Below are 16364 nucleotides of genomic sequence, written 5' to 3'. Positions count from 1 at the left end.
GAGTCGCACATTGCGGCCGGACGCACGACAATCGCCCTGACGAGCACGAACACCGCGTGCTACGCGGGAGAAACGTATGGAATGGGAAACGAGACGGAAAACGGAATGCGCGAGCTCAGCGCTTGCGCGGCGGCTTCGCGGGCGCCGTGCGGCGGAATTCCTCGATCACGTCCGCGAACTCGGACACGTCTTCGAACCGGCGGTAGACGGACGCGAAACGCACATAGGCGATCGTGTCGAGCTGGCGCAACTCGTTCATCACGAGTTCGCCGAGCTTTTCGCTGCGTATTTCGCGCTCGCCGGACGCGAGCAGCTGATATTCGATTCGGGCAACCGCCGCATCGATCGCATCGGCCGCAACCGGGCGCTTGCGCAGCGCCAATTGCATGCTCGCGACGATCTTGCGACGGTCGAATTCGGTGCGGCTGCCGTCCTTCTTCACGACGGCCGGCAACGCCAGCTCGACCCGCTCGTACGTCGTGAAACGCTTGTCGCAGGCCGAGCAGCGGCGACGCCGGCGGATCGCGGCGCCGTCTTCCGACACGCGCGAATCCACCACTTGCGTATCGTCGTGCCGGCAGAACGGGCAGCGCATGGCCGATCAGCGATAGACCGGGAAACGCTTCGCGAGGTCGGCGACCTGCACGCGCACGCGCTCGATCGTCGCCGCGTCCTCCGGATTCTCGAGCACATCGGCGATCAGGTTGCCGACGAGTTCGGCTTCCTGCATGCCGAAGCCGCGCGTCGTCATCGCCGGCGAGCCGAGGCGGATGCCGCTCGTCACGAACGGCTTTTCCGGATCGTTCGGGATCGCGTTCTTGTTGACGGTGATGTGCGCATTGCCGAGCGCCGCTTCCGCCGCCTTGCCGGTAATGTTCTTCGCACGCAGGTCGACGAGCATCACGTGGCTCTCGGTGCGCCCCGACACGATGCGCAGACCGCGCTTGACGAGCGTCTCGGCCAGCACGCGCGCGTTCTCGACCACCTTCTGCTGGTATTCCTTGAATTCCGGCGACAGCGCTTCCTTGAACGCGACCGCCTTCGCGGCGATCACGTGCATCAGCGGACCGCCCTGAATGCCCGGGAAGATCGCCGAATTGATCGGCTTCTCGTACTCGGCCTTCATCAGGATCACGCCGCCGCGCGGGCCGCGCAGGCTCTTGTGGGTCGTGGTCGTGACGAAATCGGCGTGCGGCACCGGGTTCGGGTAGACGCCCGCAGCGATCAGGCCCGCGTAGTGCGCCATGTCGACCATCAGGTACGCGCCGACCGCCTTCGCGATCTTCGCGAGACGCTCGAAATCGATCTTCAGCGCGAACGCCGACGCGCCCGCGACGATCAACTTCGGCTTGTGCTCGTGCGCGAGCTTCTCGGCGGCTTCGTAATCGATGTCTTCGTTTTCGTTCAGGCCGTAGCTGACGACGTTGAACCACTTGCCCGACATGTTGACGGGGGAGCCGTGCGTCAGGTGGCCGCCGTGCGCGAGGCTCATGCCCATGATCGTGTCGCCCGGCTTGAGCATCGCGAAGAACACGCCCTGGTTCGCCTGCGAACCCGAATTAGGCTGCACGTTCGCGGCTTCGGCGCCGAACAGCGCCTTCACGCGCTCGATCGCGAGCTGCTCGACGATATCGACGTATTCGCAGCCGCCGTAGTAGCGCTTGCCGGGATAGCCTTCCGCGTACTTGTTCGTGAGCTGCGAGCCTTGCGCCGCCATCACGGCCGGGCTCGTGTAGTTTTCCGACGCAATCAGCTCGATGTGCTCTTCCTGGCGGACGTTTTCCTGCTGGATCGCTTGCCAGATCTCGGGATCGACGTTCGCAATGGTGCTTTGGGCTCTGTCAAACATACGGTTTCCGTTAAGTGTGTACAGGTTGACCGAAGTGGCCGAATGCGTCGCGCAGCCGGCGGCGCAGCCGGCTCGACGTGGCGGAGGATTCCGTGGAACGCGAGGCAGGACAGCCACCGGCAAAGCGCGCAACGCGGCGCACAACGGCTGCCCAGGCGAACGGCAAAAGCGACGCCCTGCGCTTCACGGTGGGACGCTCCACCTTGACCTCGAAAGGCCTTATCGCCAGTCACGCAGGGACATTGAGCGCGTTAGTTTATTGGATGCGCCATGAATAGGCAACCGCGCCCGGCGCCGCCCAACCATATTAAGGGACAAATCTATCGCGCATCCGGCCGGGCATTCCCGGGAATGCGTCGCGGGCGAGCGCCGCCGCGCCTTGCCGCACCGCCGCGATGCCAGTAGGCTAGCGAGTTCTCCCCAGCAAGCCTCGTTCAAGGAGCAGCAGCAATGATCGTGTTCGTCACCGGCGCATCGGCAGGTTTCGGTGCCGCCATCGCCCGCGCCTTCGTCAATGGCGGCCACCGCGTCGTCGCCACCGCGCGCCGCAAGGATCGCCTCGACGCGCTCGCCGCCGAGCTCGGCGGCGCCCTGTTGCCGATCGAACTCGACGTGCGCGACCGCGCGGCCGTCGAAGCCGTGCCGGCCGCGCTGCCCGCGGAATTCGCCGCGATCGATGTCCTCGTCAACAATGCGGGCCTCGCGCTCGGCGTCGAGCCGGCGCACAGAGCCAGCCTCGACGAATGGCAGACGATGATCGACACCAACTGCTCGGGCCTCGTCACGGTCACGCGCACGCTGCTGCCCGGCATGGTCGAGCGCGGCCGCGGCCACATCTTCAACCTTGGCTCCGTCGCGGGCAGCTATCCGTACCCGGGCGGCAACGTCTACGGCGCGACCAAGGCGTTCGTACGCCAGTTCAGCCTGAACCTGCGCGCCGACCTGATCGGCACGCCGCTGCGCGTCACCGATATCGAGCCGGGTCTCTGCGGCGGCACCGAGTTTTCGAACGTGCGCTACCGCGGCGACGACACGAAAGCCGCGAGCGTCTATGCGAACGTCCAGCCGCTCACCGCCGAGGACATCGCGGACACGATCTATTGGGTCGCCACCCGCCCCGCGCACGTGAACATCAACACGATCGAGATGATGCCCGTCGCGCAGGCGCCCGCCGGACTGACCGTCCATCGCGGCTGAGCCCGCTCCCCGCCGGACCGCCCGCGCAGCCTGCCGGGCGGCCCCGCAAAAGGCAACATTCCGTTACGAATCAGGGAAATCGCGAACGTCCGTTCCGGTAGAATGCGCGCCATGACTGAACCCAGCCGACAGCCCGACGCGGCGCCCGACTTCGCGTGGCCGGTCCGCGTCTACTACGAAGATACCGACGCCGGCGGCGTGGTCTACTACGCGAACTACCTGAAGTTCTTCGAGCGCGCGCGCACCGAGTGGCTGCGCGCGTGCGGCATCGACCAGAGCCGGATCGCCGACGAAACGGACACGATCTTCATCGTCCGCCGCGCGGAGCTGGACTACCGCGCCCCTGCGCGGCTCGACGACGCGCTCGGAATCGTCTGCAAAATCTCGCGGCTCGGCCGCGCGACGGTGGAATTCGAACAGCAGGCGTGGCGAGACGGCACGCTGCTCGTCGCCGCGGACGTGCGAATCGGCTGCGTCGACCGCTCGACGTTCAAGCCGGCCGCCATCCCGCCGTCCGTTCGCGTCGCGCTCGAGCGTGGACCGTCCGCAAGCGGCCGGCGAGCCGTGTCAACGGCGTGCGCGTGAGTGCCGTTTAGACTGAGCCGATGAACTCGACCCCGTGATCCGCCACTAAGCAAGGTTCGGCGAAAAGCTTCCGGCGACGCGCCGCCGGCGCGTGGCGCGCTCGGTCAAGCATCTTGCCGAACGCCGCCGGAGCGCGCCGGCCGGGCGTACCTGGCCAGGCCTCCCCGAAGGGACGTTACACAAATCTCTATGAACACTTCTCAAGACCTGTCGATCATTTCCCTCGTCCTCAACGCGAGCGTGCTCGCCCAGGCGGTGATGGGGCTCCTCCTCGTCCTGTCGCTGATGTCGTGGACGTTCATCTTTCGCAAGTGGTTCGCGATCCGCCGCGCCCGCGCGCAAACCGAACGCTTCGAGCGCGATTTCTGGTCGGGCGGCGACCTGCAGGCGCTGTACCAGAGCGCCGCGAACAACCGTCATACGATCGGCGCGCTCGAGCGGATCTTCGAATCGGGGATGCGCGAATTCCTGAAGGCGAAGGAGAAGCGCCTGAACGACCCCGCGCTGCTCCTGGACGGCGCGCGGCGCGCGATGCGCGCATCATTCCAGCGTGAAATGGACGTGCTCGAGTCGAACCTGTCGTTCCTCGCGTCCGTCGGCTCGGTGAGCCCGTACATCGGTCTGTTCGGCACGGTCTGGGGGATCATGAACTCATTCCGCGGCCTCGCGAACGTTCAGCAGGCGACGCTCGCGAACGTCGCGCCGGGCATCGCCGAAGCGCTCGTCGCGACCGCGATCGGCCTGTTCGCCGCGATTCCCGCCGTCGTCGCGTACAACCGCTACGCACACGACATCGACCGCCTCGCGATCCGCTTCGAAACGTTCATCGAAGAATTCTCGAACATCCTGCAGCGCCAGGCGCAATAAGGAGCACGCGATGGCCGGCACCCCCATTCGTTCCAGCATGCGCGGCGGCCGCTCGCGCCGCTCGATGGCCGACATCAACGTCGTGCCCTACATCGACGTGATGCTCGTGCTGCTCGTCATCTTCATGGTGACTGCGCCCCTCGTCGCGCCGTCGATCGTCAATCTGCCGACCGTCGGCAACGCCGCGCCCCAGGAGCAGACGCCGCCCGTCGTCGTCAACATCCGCGCCGACGGCAAGATCAGCGTGCGCTACAAGGGCGAGTCGGGCGCGTCGCAGGAAGACACGGTGACGAAGGCCGAACTCGACAGCTTCATCGCGTCGCGCCAGGCTGACCACCCGGATCAGCCGGTCGTGATCGCGGCCGACAAGACGGTTCAATATGACGCCGTGATGACCGTGATGTCCGATTTGAAGGCGCGCGGCGTGAAGCGCGTCGGTCTCCTCGTCAAGTCGCAATGAAGCCTCGCCAGTCGCGCACCGCCGCCTATCCGCCTCGGCCGCCGCGCGAGCGCGGCACAGGCCGCGCGTTCCTGCTTGCCGCGCTGATGCACGTGCTGCTCGCGCTCTTTCTGTACCACGGCGTCCAATGGCAGAACAGCACGCCGGCGGGCGCGGAAGCGGAGCTGTGGACGTCGGTGCCGGACACGTCGACGCCGCAGCCCGCGCCTATGCCGCCCGCGAAAGTCGCCCCTCCTCCGCCGCCCGTGAAGAACGAGGAGGCGGACATCGCATTGCAGCAGAAACGGCGCGAGCAGCAGGCCGCGGCCGCGCGCGAAGCGCAGCTCGAGGAGCAACGCCGCCAGCAGCAGCTGAAGGCGCAGCAACTCGCCGCGCAGCAGGCTGCCCAGCTCGCCGCACAAAAGGCTGCCGAGCGCGAGAAGCAGACCGAGAAGCTCAGGCAACAGCAGCTCGCCGAGCAGCAGCGCAAACTCGAACAGCAAAAGCTCGAGCAACAGAAGCTCGAACAGCAGAAAAAACAGGAACAACTCGCCGCGCAGAAGAAGGCCGAGGCCGAGAAAGCGGCGAAGGCCGCCGCGGCCGCCAAGGCGAACGCCTCCGCGAAGGCGAAGCTCGACAAGGAGCGCCAGGCCCGCCTCGCGCAGTTGCAAGGCATGGCGGGCGGCGGCTCGGGCGGCGGCGAAGGCCTCGCGAAGAGCGGCACGGGCACGGGCTCGGGCGGCAATGCGGCGTCGCCCGGCTATGCGGACAAGGTTCGCCGGCGCGTGAAACCGAACATCGTGTGGGCGGGTGAGCGCGACGGTCTCGTGACCGTCGTCGCGATCCGCTGCACGCCGTCGGGCGACGTGCTCAGCGCGTCGATCCGCCGGTCGAGCGGAAATTCGGGGTGGGATCAGGCGGTGATCAGCGCGATCCAGGCGTCGGTGCCGTTGCCGCCCGATACCAACGGTCGTACCCCGTCCGAGATTACGATTACCTTCAAGGCGGCGGAATGAGCGCGTTTGCGCGTACACTCCCGCCGTCGCGCCGGGAACGAATCGGGTATTTTTGAGTCTCTGCGGTTGCGCAGCGTACATACGGGAACAGGAAGCATGAGTTTGATGACGAAGCTAGGTTTCAGGGCACTCGTGGCCTCGTGTCTGATTGCCGCGGGCAGCACCGCCCACGCGCAGGTGAACGTACTGATCACGGGCGTCGGCTCCACCCAGTTTCCGATCGCCACCGCGAATTTCGTCAATGAAGCGAGCCTGCCGCAGCAGGTCACGTCGATCGTGCGCGCCGACCTCGCGAGAAGCGGCAAGTTCTCCAACGTCGACGCGGGCAGCACGCCCGTGCCGGAGACGGCGTCGGTCGATTTCGGCGCGTGGAAGGCGAAAGGCGCGAATGCGTTCGTCGCGGGCAGCGTGAACCGCGAGCCGAGCGGCCAGTACAAGGTCAACTTCATCCTCTACGACACCGTCAAGCAGCAAAGCCTCGGCGGCCTGTCGCTCACGACGTCGAACGACAACGAGGGGATGCGCAAGACGGGCCACAAGATCGCCGACTACATCTACCAGAAGCTGCTCGGCGTGCGCGGCGTCTTCAACACGCGCCTGTCGTACGTGCAGCGCACGGGCAACGTCTACAAGCTGCTGATCTCCGATTCGGACGGCCAGAACGCGATCCCCGCGCTGACGAGCAAGGAGCCGATCATCTCGCCCGCGTGGTCGCCGAGCGGGACGAAGGTCGCGTACGTGTCGTTCGAGTTGAAGAAGCCGGTCGTGTACATCCATGATCTGCCGACGGGCCGCCGCTACGTGATCTCGAACCAGAAAGGCAACAACAGCGCGCCCGCGTGGTCGCCCGACGGCCAGACGCTCGCCGTTGCGCTGTCGCTCACGGGCAACACGCAGATTTATTCCGTCAGCGCGACGGGCACCGGGCTGCGCCGCCTGACGCGCAGCGGCTCGATCGACACCGAGCCGTTCTACTCCCCCGACGGCAAGTGGATCTATTTCACGAGCGATCGCGGCGGCGCGCCGCAAATCTACCGGATGCCCGCCGAAGGCGAGAGCGCCGGCACCGCTCAGCGCGTGACGTTTACCGGCAGCTACAATACGAGTCCGCGCGTCAGCCCGGACGGCAAGCTGCTCGCGTACATCTCGCGCACCGGCGGGGGCTTCAAGTTGTACGTTCAAGATCTGCAAACGGGTGCGGCGAACGCCGTCACCAACACGACGCGCGACGAATCGCCGAGCTTCGCGGCGAACGGCCAGTACATTCTGTACGCTACGCAATCGGGGGGCCGCAGCGTGCTGGCTGCCGTTCCGTCCGACGGCAGCGCGCCGCCGCAGATCTTGTCCGTTCAGGGCGGCGCGATTCGCGAGCCGTCCTGGGGGCCCTTCATGCAATGACCAACAGGAGAGTAACCATGATGTCGAAGAAACTTCGTCTGGCGTTCGCGGTGCTGATGATCGGCGCGCTCGCCGCATGTAAGTCGGGCGTGAAGCTCGACGAGCACGCGAACCAGGGCGGCGCGGTCAGCACGCAGCCGAACCCCGAAAACGTCGCGCAAGTGACCGTGGACCCGCTGAACGATCCGAACAGCCCGCTCGCGAAGCGCAGCGTCTACTTCGATTTCGACAGCTACTCGGTGCAGGACCAGTACCAGTCGCTGCTGCAGCAACACGCGCAATACCTGAAGAGCCATCCGCAGCGCCACATCCTGATCCAGGGCAACACCGACGAGCGCGGCACGAGCGAGTACAACCTCGCGCTCGGCCAGAAGCGCGCGGAAGCCGTGCGTCGCGCGCTGTCGCTGCTCGGCGTCGCGGATTCGCAGATGGAAGCCGTGAGCCTCGGCAAGGAAAAGCCGGTCGCGCTCGGCCACGACGAAGCGTCGTGGGCGCAGAACCGCCGCGCAGACCTCGTCTATCAACAGTAAGTAACGGAAGAATCGCTGTATGACGCACCGTCCTTCTTGGCTGCGCACGGCCGTCGCGCTGTGCGTGGCAGGTGCGGCCCTCGCGGCCGCGCCGGCGCACGCGGGCCTCTTCGACGACGACGAAGCCCGCCGTGCGGTGCTCGACTTGCGCAGCAAGTCCGACAGCCTGGCGAGCCAGCTCGCCGCCGCTCAACGCACGATCCTCGATCAGACGAACCGCCTCGACCAATTGAACCAGCAGGTCGCGACGCTACGCGGCGAGAACGAGGATCTGACGAACCGTCTGACAACGCTCGAGCGTCAGCAGAAGGATTACTACGCTGATCTCGATACGCGCCTCAAGAAATTCGAGCCGCAGAAGACGACGGTGGACGGCGTCGAGGGCACGGTGCAGCCAGGGGAAACGGACGCGTTCAACGCAGCGTCGCAGCAATTCCGCAACGGCAACTTCAAGGGCGCAGCGGCTTCGTTCCGCGCGTTCATCGCCAAATATCCGCAAAGCCCCTATCAGCCGACCGCGCAGTACTGGCTCGGCAACGCACAGTACGCGCTGCGCGATTACAAGGGATCGACGGCGACGTGGCAAGGCCTCGTGAAGAACTATCCGCAGCATCCCCGCGCGGCGGATGCGCTGATCGCGATCGGCACCAACCAGCTCGAGCAAGGCCAGAAGGCGGCCGCGAAGAAGACGTTCGAGCAGGTCGTGTCGCAGTTCCCCGGCTCGAACGCGGCGGAAACGGCGCAGAGCAAGCTGGATGCGATCAAGTGACGGCGAACGGCGCGGCCAATCGGCGAGTTGACAAGCTCACAAGGCGGCCGCTATAATTTTGCCTCTTTTGGGTCGTTAGCTCAGCTGGTAGAGCAGCGGACTTTTAATCCGTTGGTCACTGGTTCGAATCCAGTACGGCCTACCAAAGACATCAAGGGCTTGGCGTTCGCGCCAGGCCCTTTTCGCATCTGCGGCAAGTCGAATTTCGGCGGCGACGATGAAGTCGACGTACTTGGCTTCGTTCGTTACGCGCTCATCGCACTGCGTCGCATCGCTCGGCGCGACAATCCCCCACCCGGCCATCCCGCCACCCGAGCGCATCCTCGTGCGTCCGGTTTGCGCTCAGCGCTCGAAGTACGCCCGCGCGCCGCCAGCGCACGTTCCATTCACGTCGACGACAACGGTTCAAGAATTGCCTTTCGGCCTTGCGCCGTCAGGCAGCCTCAACGGATGCGCGCGCCGTCGCCTCGATTCACTTCGGCGGCGGGCAGCGGCACGCCGAAGCAACACGCCCCACCGAACGAGAAATGCACAGCTTTCGCACGCCGGAAAGTTACACTCGAACGAAGCCCCCTTCCCGCGCAACCAACCCGCCGTTTCCGCTCACATCGTCTCGGCCGCAAACGTCGCCCAGCGTATGATGCACGCAGCCGCGGCCAGCGCTAATGCAATCAGCCCGCCTTCGATCAAGGCTACGCCGATCCAAACGAATCGATTCACATTCATGAGCCCCCCCATGGCGTGACTGCCGTTCGGTCGTTGCGCGGGCGCCTACGCGGCGGCCCGCCCATCGACGCGACGCGATTCGATTTCAGTCGATCAATGCGAACAATGCGAATTGCGCGCCGACGGATTCACGCGCTTCTCGACGGCTGAACGCCCGCCGCCTTGCCAATGTTGCCGCGCGCATTGACCAATGCGACGCCGATCAACGTGACGCCGCCGCCCAATAGCGTGATCAACAGAGGCTTTTCGCCAAGCCAGATCCAGCTGATCAGAATCGAAAGCGGTGGAGACAGATACAGAAAACTCGTGACTTGCGATGCAGGCGCGCGCCGCAGCGCGAAATTCCACGCGATGTATCCGACGAACGTCGGCGCGATGCCGAGCCACGCCAACGCGGCGAGGCGGGCATGCGACGCGTCGCCGATCGCGGCGGCGAGATGCGGCGCGCCGAACGGCACGGCGGCAACGGTCGCCGCGGCGAACGCAGTCGCCGTCACGCCGAGCGATCCCACGCGAGCGAGAATCGGCTTGAGTCCGACCGTATAGAGCGCGAGGCCCGCAACGCTGACGAGCACCCACAGCGCGGCCGGCTCCATCCTGAAGCCCTGCCCGCTCGTGACGACGACCAACGCTACGCCCACGAGCGCGATCGCGAAGCCCGTCGCCTTGATCAGGCTGATCGACTCGCGCAGCCAGATCGCGGACAGCAGCGCGGTCGCCCCCGGCGACAGCGCGATGAGCATCGCCGCCGTGCCGCTCGGAATGCGCGTCTCCGCGTAGGCAAGACAAAGGTGATAGACCGTCAATCCGAGAATGCCGAGCACAGCGATTTTCGGCAAATCCCGCGCGGCCGGCAACGAGAAGCGCTTGACGGCCCATAACGCCGCAAAACTGATCGAAGCGACCAACAATCGCGAAAATGCGATCTCGCTAGGCGTAAATGCGCCCAGACAGTATGCAATAGCGGCATACGACGAAGACCACGTCAACAATGCAATGCCGATAGCCGAAAAGGCCCGACCGTCCAGGCGTCCGTTTATTTCCATCAGTTCGGTGTCCCCTTGATGCGACGAGTGAAATTCTTTTATATATCGATGCCGTTTCGGTGAATGATGCGCACCCCGATACGCCGAAGCAGCGTGCGCGTCACGCCCAACTGGAAAGCGCCCGCTCGAGATCGTCGATATCCGACATCGCGTTCGTGCAATGCGCGGACAACCGAATGGCCGAATCGAAACCGCGCGCACCCAGATAAAGCGGCGTATGACCGCCCGCGATTTTCCACGCATTGATCCGATGCGATCTTAAATGATTAACGACTTCGATGGGCGTCCGATCTCGATGCACGAAACTCACGATTCCGCTGTGAACCGATCCCGGGTGAAGCAACGCCACGTCGTCCCGATCAGCGAGCCGCTCGCAAAGCGCCGCGTAGATCTGCCGCGCCGGGTCGAGATCCCGGCCGCGCGCCTCGTCGACGGCGACCTTCAGGCCCATCAACGCCGCCAAGTGCATTTCGCTCAGCTCGAGCCGCCGCGCGCTATCGTCGTGCAACCGGTGCCGATCGCACGCCAGCACTTCCGCCGCGTGCAGGTCGATCGGATGTTCGCCCAATCGATCGAGCCAGCGCTGCGACACGATTGCAAAGCCGGTGCCCCGCGGGCCGCGCAGAAACTTGCGGCCCGCGGCCGTCAGCAGGTCGCAGCCGATTCGCTGGAAATCGGTGTCGAGCTGACCAGCGGACTGGCACGCATCGACCGCGTAAAGCGCGTGCGGACTCGCGCCGCGAAGGATGCGCCCGATCCGCTCGACCGGCAGCACGATGCCGCAACCCGACGGAACGTGGACCACGCTCGCGAGGCACAGCGCGTCGTCCGCGTGCGCTTCGATCCATTCCAGGTCGAGATCGCCGTTCTCGAGCAGCGGCACGACCTCCATTTCGAGCGCATGCCGCGCGCACAGCATCTGCAACGCGAGCAGATTGCCCGCGTATTCGTACGGCGTGGTCCACACCTTGCCGCGGCCGCGCCATCCGGTGATGGCATTCACGCACGTCAGCCACGCCCGCGTGCCGCTGTCGAAGAGCGCGACGTTCCTGCTCGACGGCGCGTTCAGCAGCCACGCCAGACCGGTTCGCACCGCATCGAGCGCCTCGGCGTGCATGCGTTCCGCCTCATATGCACCGTGCTCGAATTCAGCGTTCAAATAGGCTGTCATCGCGCGAATCACCGCCGGCGACGCGAGCCCCGCGCCCGCTGTATTGAAGTGAATCGGGCGCATCTCAGTATTCGCCGCCGAACACGATGCGCGACGGATCTTGGATGTCCGCCAGCGCCAGCAGGACGGTTTCCGGCGCTTCGGCAAGGCGATGAAGGAAATGCAGATACCAGTTGTCGCCGAACGTGCCGTAGACGCGGCAATTCACACCGTCGCGGCGAAGATCGCGCAGCCTGCCCGGTTGCACGCCGTGCAGCATCTCGATTTCCGCATCGCCGCCGAGCAGGCCGTCGCGCATCAGACGCTCGATGAGCGCCGGGTCCTGCGTCGCGAAACTGCGGTCGACGCCGGCGTCCGCCATGCGGCGCGCCAATTCGACGTAGCGGTCGTTCAGTGCGGAAGAGCGCGGCAGCGCCCGCTCCGGCGCTTCGTCGTACACGCCCTTGACGAGCCTGATCTTGCGCCCGGCCCGCAGCACCGCGTCGAGGTCGCCGGCCGTGCAGTGCAAATACGCCTGCAGCGTGATGCCGACGTTCGCATGCGACGCGGCGAGCTGATGGAACACCGACAGAATATCGTCGACCATCGGAAAACGCTCCATGCTGAGCGTCACGAACACGCCCCTTTCGCCCGCCGCGCCGGCGATGCGGTCCGTCACCTCGCAGGCGAGATCGCGCGCGATCAGCAAGCCGACGTTGCTCAGATCGAAATTGAGCTCCGTTCGCCGCCCCAGGCCGCCATGCGGCAGCAGATCGATCAACTGCCGATACTGCGCTTCGACGCGCCGGACCTCCTCGCGATCCGTGACGTTTTCGCCGACGCATTCGAGACCGACTTCGTATCCTTTCCCGGCCAGCACGCGCATCCGCTCGACGGCGGTGCCGGCGTCGCCGGCGACGATGTAGCGGCTCGCCGGCACTTGCAGCCATTCGCGCAACGCAGATCCTTCACGAAAACGCTGCGCATACTGCGGATTCGCGGCGAACCCCTTCAATGCGGCTGCGGCGAGCATCGTGATTTCGTCGTTCATTCAGGCACCTTGGCGGGAAGCTACGGGAAAATCGAGGGGAGCGGAAACGCGGATCTCGTCGAGAATCGACCGCATGACGGACATTCGTCCGGACGGCGCGGTGAAAATGCCGCCCGACGTCCGATTGGCCGCCGCATAAGCGCAATCGCCGAGCAGGATCGTATGCGCGCGCCGAAGATTCCAGAACGGAATACCCGCGAGCAAATGATGAACGAGGTGGTAATTGTCGCCGTGCATGCCGATGAAAGCGCGCTCGAGCAGAGCGGGGAAGCGGTTTCGGGTAATCGTCAGCGTGCTTCGAGTCGTGCGAATGACCGGAAAATGCTCGGAAATTTCGGAAAACCAGCCAATGATCTGGAATGTCGTAATGATCGGAACGATCCAGAAAAGAACATAACCGAGCAGGCCCACCGTGACGAAGAATGCCATAAAGATGGCCGCCTGCGTCAACACCAATCCCATCAGTTCTTTTTTGTCACCCGAAATCTCGCCGAGCCGGTTCGTCATCAAATATTTCAGATAGCTGCCGACATTGAAAAGCAGGATCGTCTTGACGATGAATCGCATGACGAAATCGAGGCGATCGCGCACGTCGAACAAACCGCTCTCGATGTAGTGGATGTAATCGGGATCGCGGTTCGCGTCGCCGAGAAACGTGTGATGGTCGAGCACGTGCGATTTCACGTAAGCCCGATGGCTTTGGAAGATCGGGTAACCGGCAAGCCAGCGCCCGAAAAAATTGTTCAGCGTGCGGTTGCGCGTGAATGTCTTGTGGCAGGACTCGTGCAGCAGGGAGGCGAGCGCCCGCTGCCGCGACCCGATCACGAGCAGCGCAAGCGGATAGCACCACATCGACCAATATGTCGCATAGACCGCCGCCGCGATGCAGAGATAATCGCTCGCCAGCTCCAGCGGGCCGCGCCAGTTATTCAGGGCGAATAACGGCTTCAAGCGTTCACGAATTTCCTTTGAGAACACATGCTTTTCTATCATGGACGTTCCTATTTTTAAGTGCTTCTTCTAGGCGCTTCCCAATGACACATGCGCACGATCGAAAACCGACTTCCTTCCAAATGTCATTCATAAATCAAACAAACATCAATCGCGAATATTACATATTAAATAGCGCTGATTAAACGACAAATTAGTCGATATCCACGTGAACTTTCGTCTGATGGACGACCGACTTCGACATTCCGACGAAAATAGCGTCGGCACGGTGAATATTCGTAGTCGGAACTGCAATCGAAGTGCGGGTGACGCGCCGCCATGAGAAGACGATTGGGATGCGTGCGCGTGGCCGCCCCCTCTGCCGAAGAGCGGAGTTTGGCCGAAGGCCCGTGGCGGCATGCAGCCGGTCCGCGATGATGGGATTCGCGACGCGGATCGCTCGTCGCCTCAGGTGTGCGCGGCACATCGGGCAACGACGTCGCGAGTTGCCGGGCAGCGTGATCTGCGTCGTTCGAGCGCGTGGTCATGCGCATCGCGAAAGCCGGGGGCGCTTAGCGAAAATATCGAGGTGGCTGCAACGGCTTCGTCCGCAGCCGGCACAAAGTCGCCCAGCGATCGCGACGGTTCAGCGGAGCCCACTGTCAACGCACGCCAAGCGCAATAGACGTCTTGCCATCCGGCACGAGCGCGCCTACGCGGCGACGAACCGTGAAGACGCTCAACGACGCCCCAGCGCGGGCTCAGCGTGCCCTTTCCGCCGTGAATCGCCTCATGCCCGCCCGGGCATCGCGTCGAGGCGAAATTGACAAACGAGCTCTGCGCCGTAAGCGAGCCGTTCGAGTTGAGCCGGCGTCATCGCGACGAGACGAGTCGCCAGTTCGTTCGAGATGCCAAGCATCGTCCGAGCGCGGCCGGCGTCCTCGCACAACAAGCGCCGCGCGAGCCTAAGATACCGCTGGTTGAATTCCGCGATCTCGTCGAACGCGTCTCTCTCGTCTTCCATGACCGCCCCGTTTCGATGAAGAACGCGCGCATCCGCGAACGTTCTCGCCGACACGCTTCACCTGCCCGATGCGCGTCCGCAAGCAAAGGCTAATGGATGCGCGCCGCGCCCGTCCGACAAAATCCGGCCGCGTTCCGCCAAATGACGGTCCGCACGCACGTGCGCGACGCAGTCGGCTTGCAGCCGAACGCCGCGAGCGCCGCACGAAGACGTCGTCCGCGCGGTTCTCGCCGCGCGTCGACACGCGCATTGCAATCGACTTGCAGTCCCCATCGGCCATTTGCTACGCACAATCGGACAGAACGATAGGCGCGTTCGCCCGTCCGCCTTCATACTCGCCCCCGGTCAGCCGCTCCCCCCGGGCGGCGAACCTTCCGATCACTCGGAATTGGCCTGCCTGCACGCGCCGTTGCAGGCGGGCATTTTTTCTCCCGCGTCGAATCCGACGCGACGCGACGCGACGCGACGCGCTCGCGCCCGTGATCGCGCCCGTGATCGCGCCCGGCGTCATCTCGCATCCGCATCGCAAACTCCGTCGTCATTCGCGGCGCGTCTATTCGCAAGCCGCTGCCGCCGCCACCGTGCTTGATCGAATCGACATCGTCAGAAGTCTGTCCGATTAGACCTATATTTAGCGCAACCAAACAATTCAAACGGCCCTACCATCGTATTACTGCGCCCGCATCGCCGATGTCGTTCGCTTCGAGAACGCATCGCCGGCTCGCGCGCAAACGTTCAACGTCTTCGAAGGAAGGTTCGACGCCCGATGCTGAAAGTCACAAAAGCCGTATTTCCCGTTGCCGGCCTCGGCACCCGCTTTCTGCCCGCGACGAAAGCGAGTCCGAAGGAAATGTTGCCGGTCGTCGACAAACCCCTGATCCAGTATGCGGTCGAGGAAGCGATCGCCGCCGGCATCACCGAAATGATCTTCGTGACGGGGCGCAGCAAGCGCGCGATCGAAGATCACTTCGACAAGTCGTACGAGATCGAGGCGGAGCTCGAAGCGCGCGGCAAGGAGAAACTGCTGTCGCTCGTGCGCGGCATCAAGCCTCGTCACGTCGACTGCTTCTACGTGCGCCAGGCCGAAGCGCTCGGCCTCGGCCATGCGGTGCTGTGCGCGGAGAAGCTCGTCGGCGACAGCCCGTTCGCCGTCGTGCTCGCGGATGACCTGCTCGACGGCCGCCCGCCCGTGCTGCGGCAGATGATCGACGTGTTCAATCACTATCACACGTCGGTCGTCGGCGTGGAAGAGATCGCACCGCACGATTCGAAATCGTACGGCGTGATCGACGGCAAGCGCTGGGAGGACAATCTCTTCAAGCTGGCCGGCATCGTCGAGAAGCCGGAACCCGCGGCGGCGCCATCGAACTTCGGCGTCGTCGGCCGCTACGTGCTGACGCCGCGCATCTTCGACCATCTGCGCGCGCTCGAGCCGGGCGCGGGCGGAGAACTGCAATTGACCGACGCGCTACAGTCGCTGCTGAAGGACGAGCAGGTGCTCGCGCATCGCTACGACGGCACGCGCTTCGATTGCGGCAGCAAGATCGGCTATCTGAAGGCGACGGTCGAGTTTGCGCTGCGCCACCCGGAAGTCGCAATCGGCTTCGAACAGTATCTGAGCGAGCGCTTTCCGGAGCTCGTCGTGGCGTAACGCGTCGCGTACACCATGCGCGAGCGGCACATGCGAGCGCGACGACACGCGGCAGGGGCCGCTCGCGGCCGGCACGGCACGCAATGCGCGCCCGACACGCCGTGACGCTCGACGGGCGATTCACGGCACGATGGAC

16 protein-coding genes, 1 tRNA gene and 1 riboswitch are annotated in these 16364 nt (G+C 64.6%); of the genes, 10 read left to right on the top strand and 7 right to left on the bottom strand.

The genetic code is table 11. The features are described from left to right. Nucleotides 1–115: 115 nt before the first annotated feature. Nucleotides 116–595, bottom strand: a complete 480-nt coding sequence (gene nrdR / locus X946_RS25330) for a transcriptional regulator NrdR (protein ID WP_038753389.1) — start codon at nt 593–595, stop codon at nt 116–118. Nucleotides 596–601: 6 nt separating this feature from the next. Further along, nucleotides 602–1849, bottom strand: a complete 1248-nt coding sequence (gene glyA / locus X946_RS25325) for a serine hydroxymethyltransferase (protein ID WP_038753387.1) — start codon at nt 1847–1849, stop codon at nt 602–604. A 142-nt stretch (nt 1850–1991) separates the two neighbouring features. Beyond that, a riboswitch (ZMP/ZTP riboswitch) is annotated at nt 1992–2092 on the bottom strand. Between the two features lie 207 nt (nt 2093–2299). Here glyA and X946_RS25320 point away from each other — a divergent pair. The 9 genes from X946_RS25320 to X946_RS25280 all read left to right on the top strand — a co-directional run bounded on the left by X946_RS25320 (nt 2300) and on the right by X946_RS25280 (nt 8795). Further along, entirely contained in the window at nt 2300–3046 is a 747-nt protein-coding gene (locus X946_RS25320) for an SDR family NAD(P)-dependent oxidoreductase (RefSeq protein WP_038753386.1), read from the top strand. 102 nt (nt 3047–3148) lie between these two features. Continuing rightward, nucleotides 3149–3631, top strand: coding sequence for a tol-pal system-associated acyl-CoA thioesterase (gene ybgC / locus X946_RS25315; protein WP_038753385.1), 483 nt, complete (start codon nt 3149–3151; stop codon nt 3629–3631). Nucleotides 3632–3820: 189 nt separating this feature from the next. Then, a complete protein-coding gene (tolQ, locus tag X946_RS25310) occupies nt 3821–4498 on the top strand; it encodes a protein TolQ (RefSeq protein WP_006025431.1) in 678 nt (225 codons plus the stop codon). A gap of 10 nt (nt 4499–4508) precedes the next feature. Further along, complete coding sequence (gene tolR, locus X946_RS25305; RefSeq protein ID WP_038753384.1) at nt 4509–4958, top strand: protein TolR; 450 nt, start codon at nt 4509–4511, stop codon at nt 4956–4958. Beyond that, nucleotides 4955–5953: a cell envelope integrity protein TolA gene (tolA, locus tag X946_RS25300; RefSeq protein ID WP_038753383.1), complete on the top strand. Its 999-nt coding sequence runs from the start codon at nt 4955–4957 to the stop codon at nt 5951–5953. The genes tolR and tolA overlap by 4 nt, the downstream gene beginning before the upstream one ends. Nucleotides 5954–6049: 96 nt before the next feature. Continuing rightward, on the top strand, nt 6050–7351 hold the full coding sequence (tolB, locus tag X946_RS25295) for a Tol-Pal system beta propeller repeat protein TolB (protein WP_038753382.1): 1302 nt from the start codon (nt 6050–6052) through the stop codon (nt 7349–7351). A gap of 17 nt (nt 7352–7368) precedes the next feature. Further along, a complete protein-coding gene (gene pal / locus X946_RS25290; RefSeq protein ID WP_038753381.1) occupies nt 7369–7881 on the top strand; it encodes a peptidoglycan-associated lipoprotein Pal in 513 nt (170 codons plus the stop codon). A gap of 19 nt (nt 7882–7900) precedes the next feature. Beyond that, nucleotides 7901–8650 carry a tol-pal system protein YbgF gene (gene ybgF / locus X946_RS25285; protein ID WP_038753380.1) on the top strand — a complete coding sequence of 250 codons (750 nt, stop codon included), beginning with the start codon at nt 7901–7903 and terminating at the stop codon, nt 8648–8650. A 69-nt stretch (nt 8651–8719) separates the two neighbouring features. Beyond that, nucleotides 8720–8795, top strand: a tRNA-Lys gene (locus X946_RS25280). A 709-nt stretch (nt 8796–9504) separates the two neighbouring features. On the opposite strand, the gene X946_RS25275 is transcribed toward X946_RS25280, so the two are convergent. The 5 genes from X946_RS25275 to X946_RS25255 all read right to left on the bottom strand — a co-directional run bounded on the left by X946_RS25275 (nt 9505) and on the right by X946_RS25255 (nt 14577). Further along, nucleotides 9505–10422, bottom strand: coding sequence for a DMT family transporter (locus tag X946_RS25275; protein ID WP_038753379.1), 918 nt, complete (start codon nt 10420–10422; stop codon nt 9505–9507). A gap of 100 nt (nt 10423–10522) precedes the next feature. Next, entirely contained in the window at nt 10523–11593 is a 1071-nt protein-coding gene (locus X946_RS25270; RefSeq protein ID WP_231752094.1) for an aminotransferase class V-fold PLP-dependent enzyme, read from the bottom strand. Between the two features lie 64 nt (nt 11594–11657). Next, entirely contained in the window at nt 11658–12623 is a 966-nt protein-coding gene (locus X946_RS25265; protein ID WP_038753377.1) for a proline dehydrogenase family protein, read from the bottom strand. Beyond that, a complete protein-coding gene (gntB, locus tag X946_RS25260; RefSeq protein WP_038753376.1) occupies nt 12624–13616 on the bottom strand; it encodes a guanitoxin biosynthesis L-arginine gamma (S) hydroxylase in 993 nt (330 codons plus the stop codon). It abuts the gene before it with no gap. 727 nt (nt 13617–14343) lie between these two features. After that, on the bottom strand, nt 14344–14577 hold the full coding sequence (locus tag X946_RS25255) for a flagellar transcriptional regulator FlhD (protein WP_038753375.1): 234 nt from the start codon (nt 14575–14577) through the stop codon (nt 14344–14346). A gap of 766 nt (nt 14578–15343) precedes the next feature. Between X946_RS25255 and galU the strand changes: the two genes are divergently transcribed. After that, nucleotides 15344–16228 (top strand): UTP--glucose-1-phosphate uridylyltransferase GalU, encoded by an 885-nt coding sequence (gene galU, locus X946_RS25245; RefSeq protein WP_038753374.1) that lies wholly within the window; start codon nt 15344–15346, stop codon nt 16226–16228. The last annotated feature ends 136 nt before the right edge of the window (nt 16229–16364 follow it).

Origin of the sequence: Burkholderia sp. ABCPW 111 (assembly GCF_000773065.1) — a bacterium.
Classification (GTDB): Bacteria; Pseudomonadota; Gammaproteobacteria; order Burkholderiales; family Burkholderiaceae; genus Burkholderia; species Burkholderia savannae.
This window is presented reverse-complemented; position numbering and strand designations above follow the sequence as displayed.

Excerpts from the sequence above, each read along its gene's own strand:
- nrdR (WP_038753389.1), bottom strand. The coding sequence starts at position 595 with ATGCGCTGCCCGTTCTGCCGGCACGACGATACGCAAGTGGTGGATTCG.
- glyA (WP_038753387.1), bottom strand. The coding sequence starts at position 1,849 with ATGTTTGACAGAGCCCAAAGCACCATTGCGAACGTCGATCCCGAGATC.
- X946_RS25320 (WP_038753386.1), top strand. The coding sequence starts at position 2,300 with ATGATCGTGTTCGTCACCGGCGCATCGGCAGGTTTCGGTGCCGCCATC.
- ybgC (WP_038753385.1), top strand. The coding sequence starts at position 3,149 with ATGCGCGCCATGACTGAACCCAGCCGACAGCCCGACGCGGCGCCCGAC.
- tolQ (WP_006025431.1), top strand. The coding sequence starts at position 3,821 with ATGAACACTTCTCAAGACCTGTCGATCATTTCCCTCGTCCTCAACGCG.
- tolR (WP_038753384.1), top strand. The coding sequence starts at position 4,509 with ATGGCCGGCACCCCCATTCGTTCCAGCATGCGCGGCGGCCGCTCGCGC.
- tolA (WP_038753383.1), top strand. The coding sequence starts at position 4,955 with ATGAAGCCTCGCCAGTCGCGCACCGCCGCCTATCCGCCTCGGCCGCCG.
- tolB (WP_038753382.1), top strand. The coding sequence starts at position 6,050 with ATGAGTTTGATGACGAAGCTAGGTTTCAGGGCACTCGTGGCCTCGTGT.
- pal (WP_038753381.1), top strand. The coding sequence starts at position 7,369 with ATGATGTCGAAGAAACTTCGTCTGGCGTTCGCGGTGCTGATGATCGGC.
- ybgF (WP_038753380.1), top strand. The coding sequence starts at position 7,901 with ATGACGCACCGTCCTTCTTGGCTGCGCACGGCCGTCGCGCTGTGCGTG.
- X946_RS25275 (WP_038753379.1), bottom strand. The coding sequence starts at position 10,422 with ATGGAAATAAACGGACGCCTGGACGGTCGGGCCTTTTCGGCTATCGGC.
- X946_RS25270 (WP_231752094.1), bottom strand. The coding sequence starts at position 11,593 with ATGACAGCCTATTTGAACGCTGAATTCGAGCACGGTGCATATGAGGCG.
- X946_RS25265 (WP_038753377.1), bottom strand. The coding sequence starts at position 12,623 with ATGAACGACGAAATCACGATGCTCGCCGCAGCCGCATTGAAGGGGTTC.
- gntB (WP_038753376.1), bottom strand. The coding sequence starts at position 13,616 with ATGATAGAAAAGCATGTGTTCTCAAAGGAAATTCGTGAACGCTTGAAG.
- X946_RS25255 (WP_038753375.1), bottom strand. The coding sequence starts at position 14,577 with ATGGAAGACGAGAGAGACGCGTTCGACGAGATCGCGGAATTCAACCAG.
- galU (WP_038753374.1), top strand. The coding sequence starts at position 15,344 with ATGCTGAAAGTCACAAAAGCCGTATTTCCCGTTGCCGGCCTCGGCACC.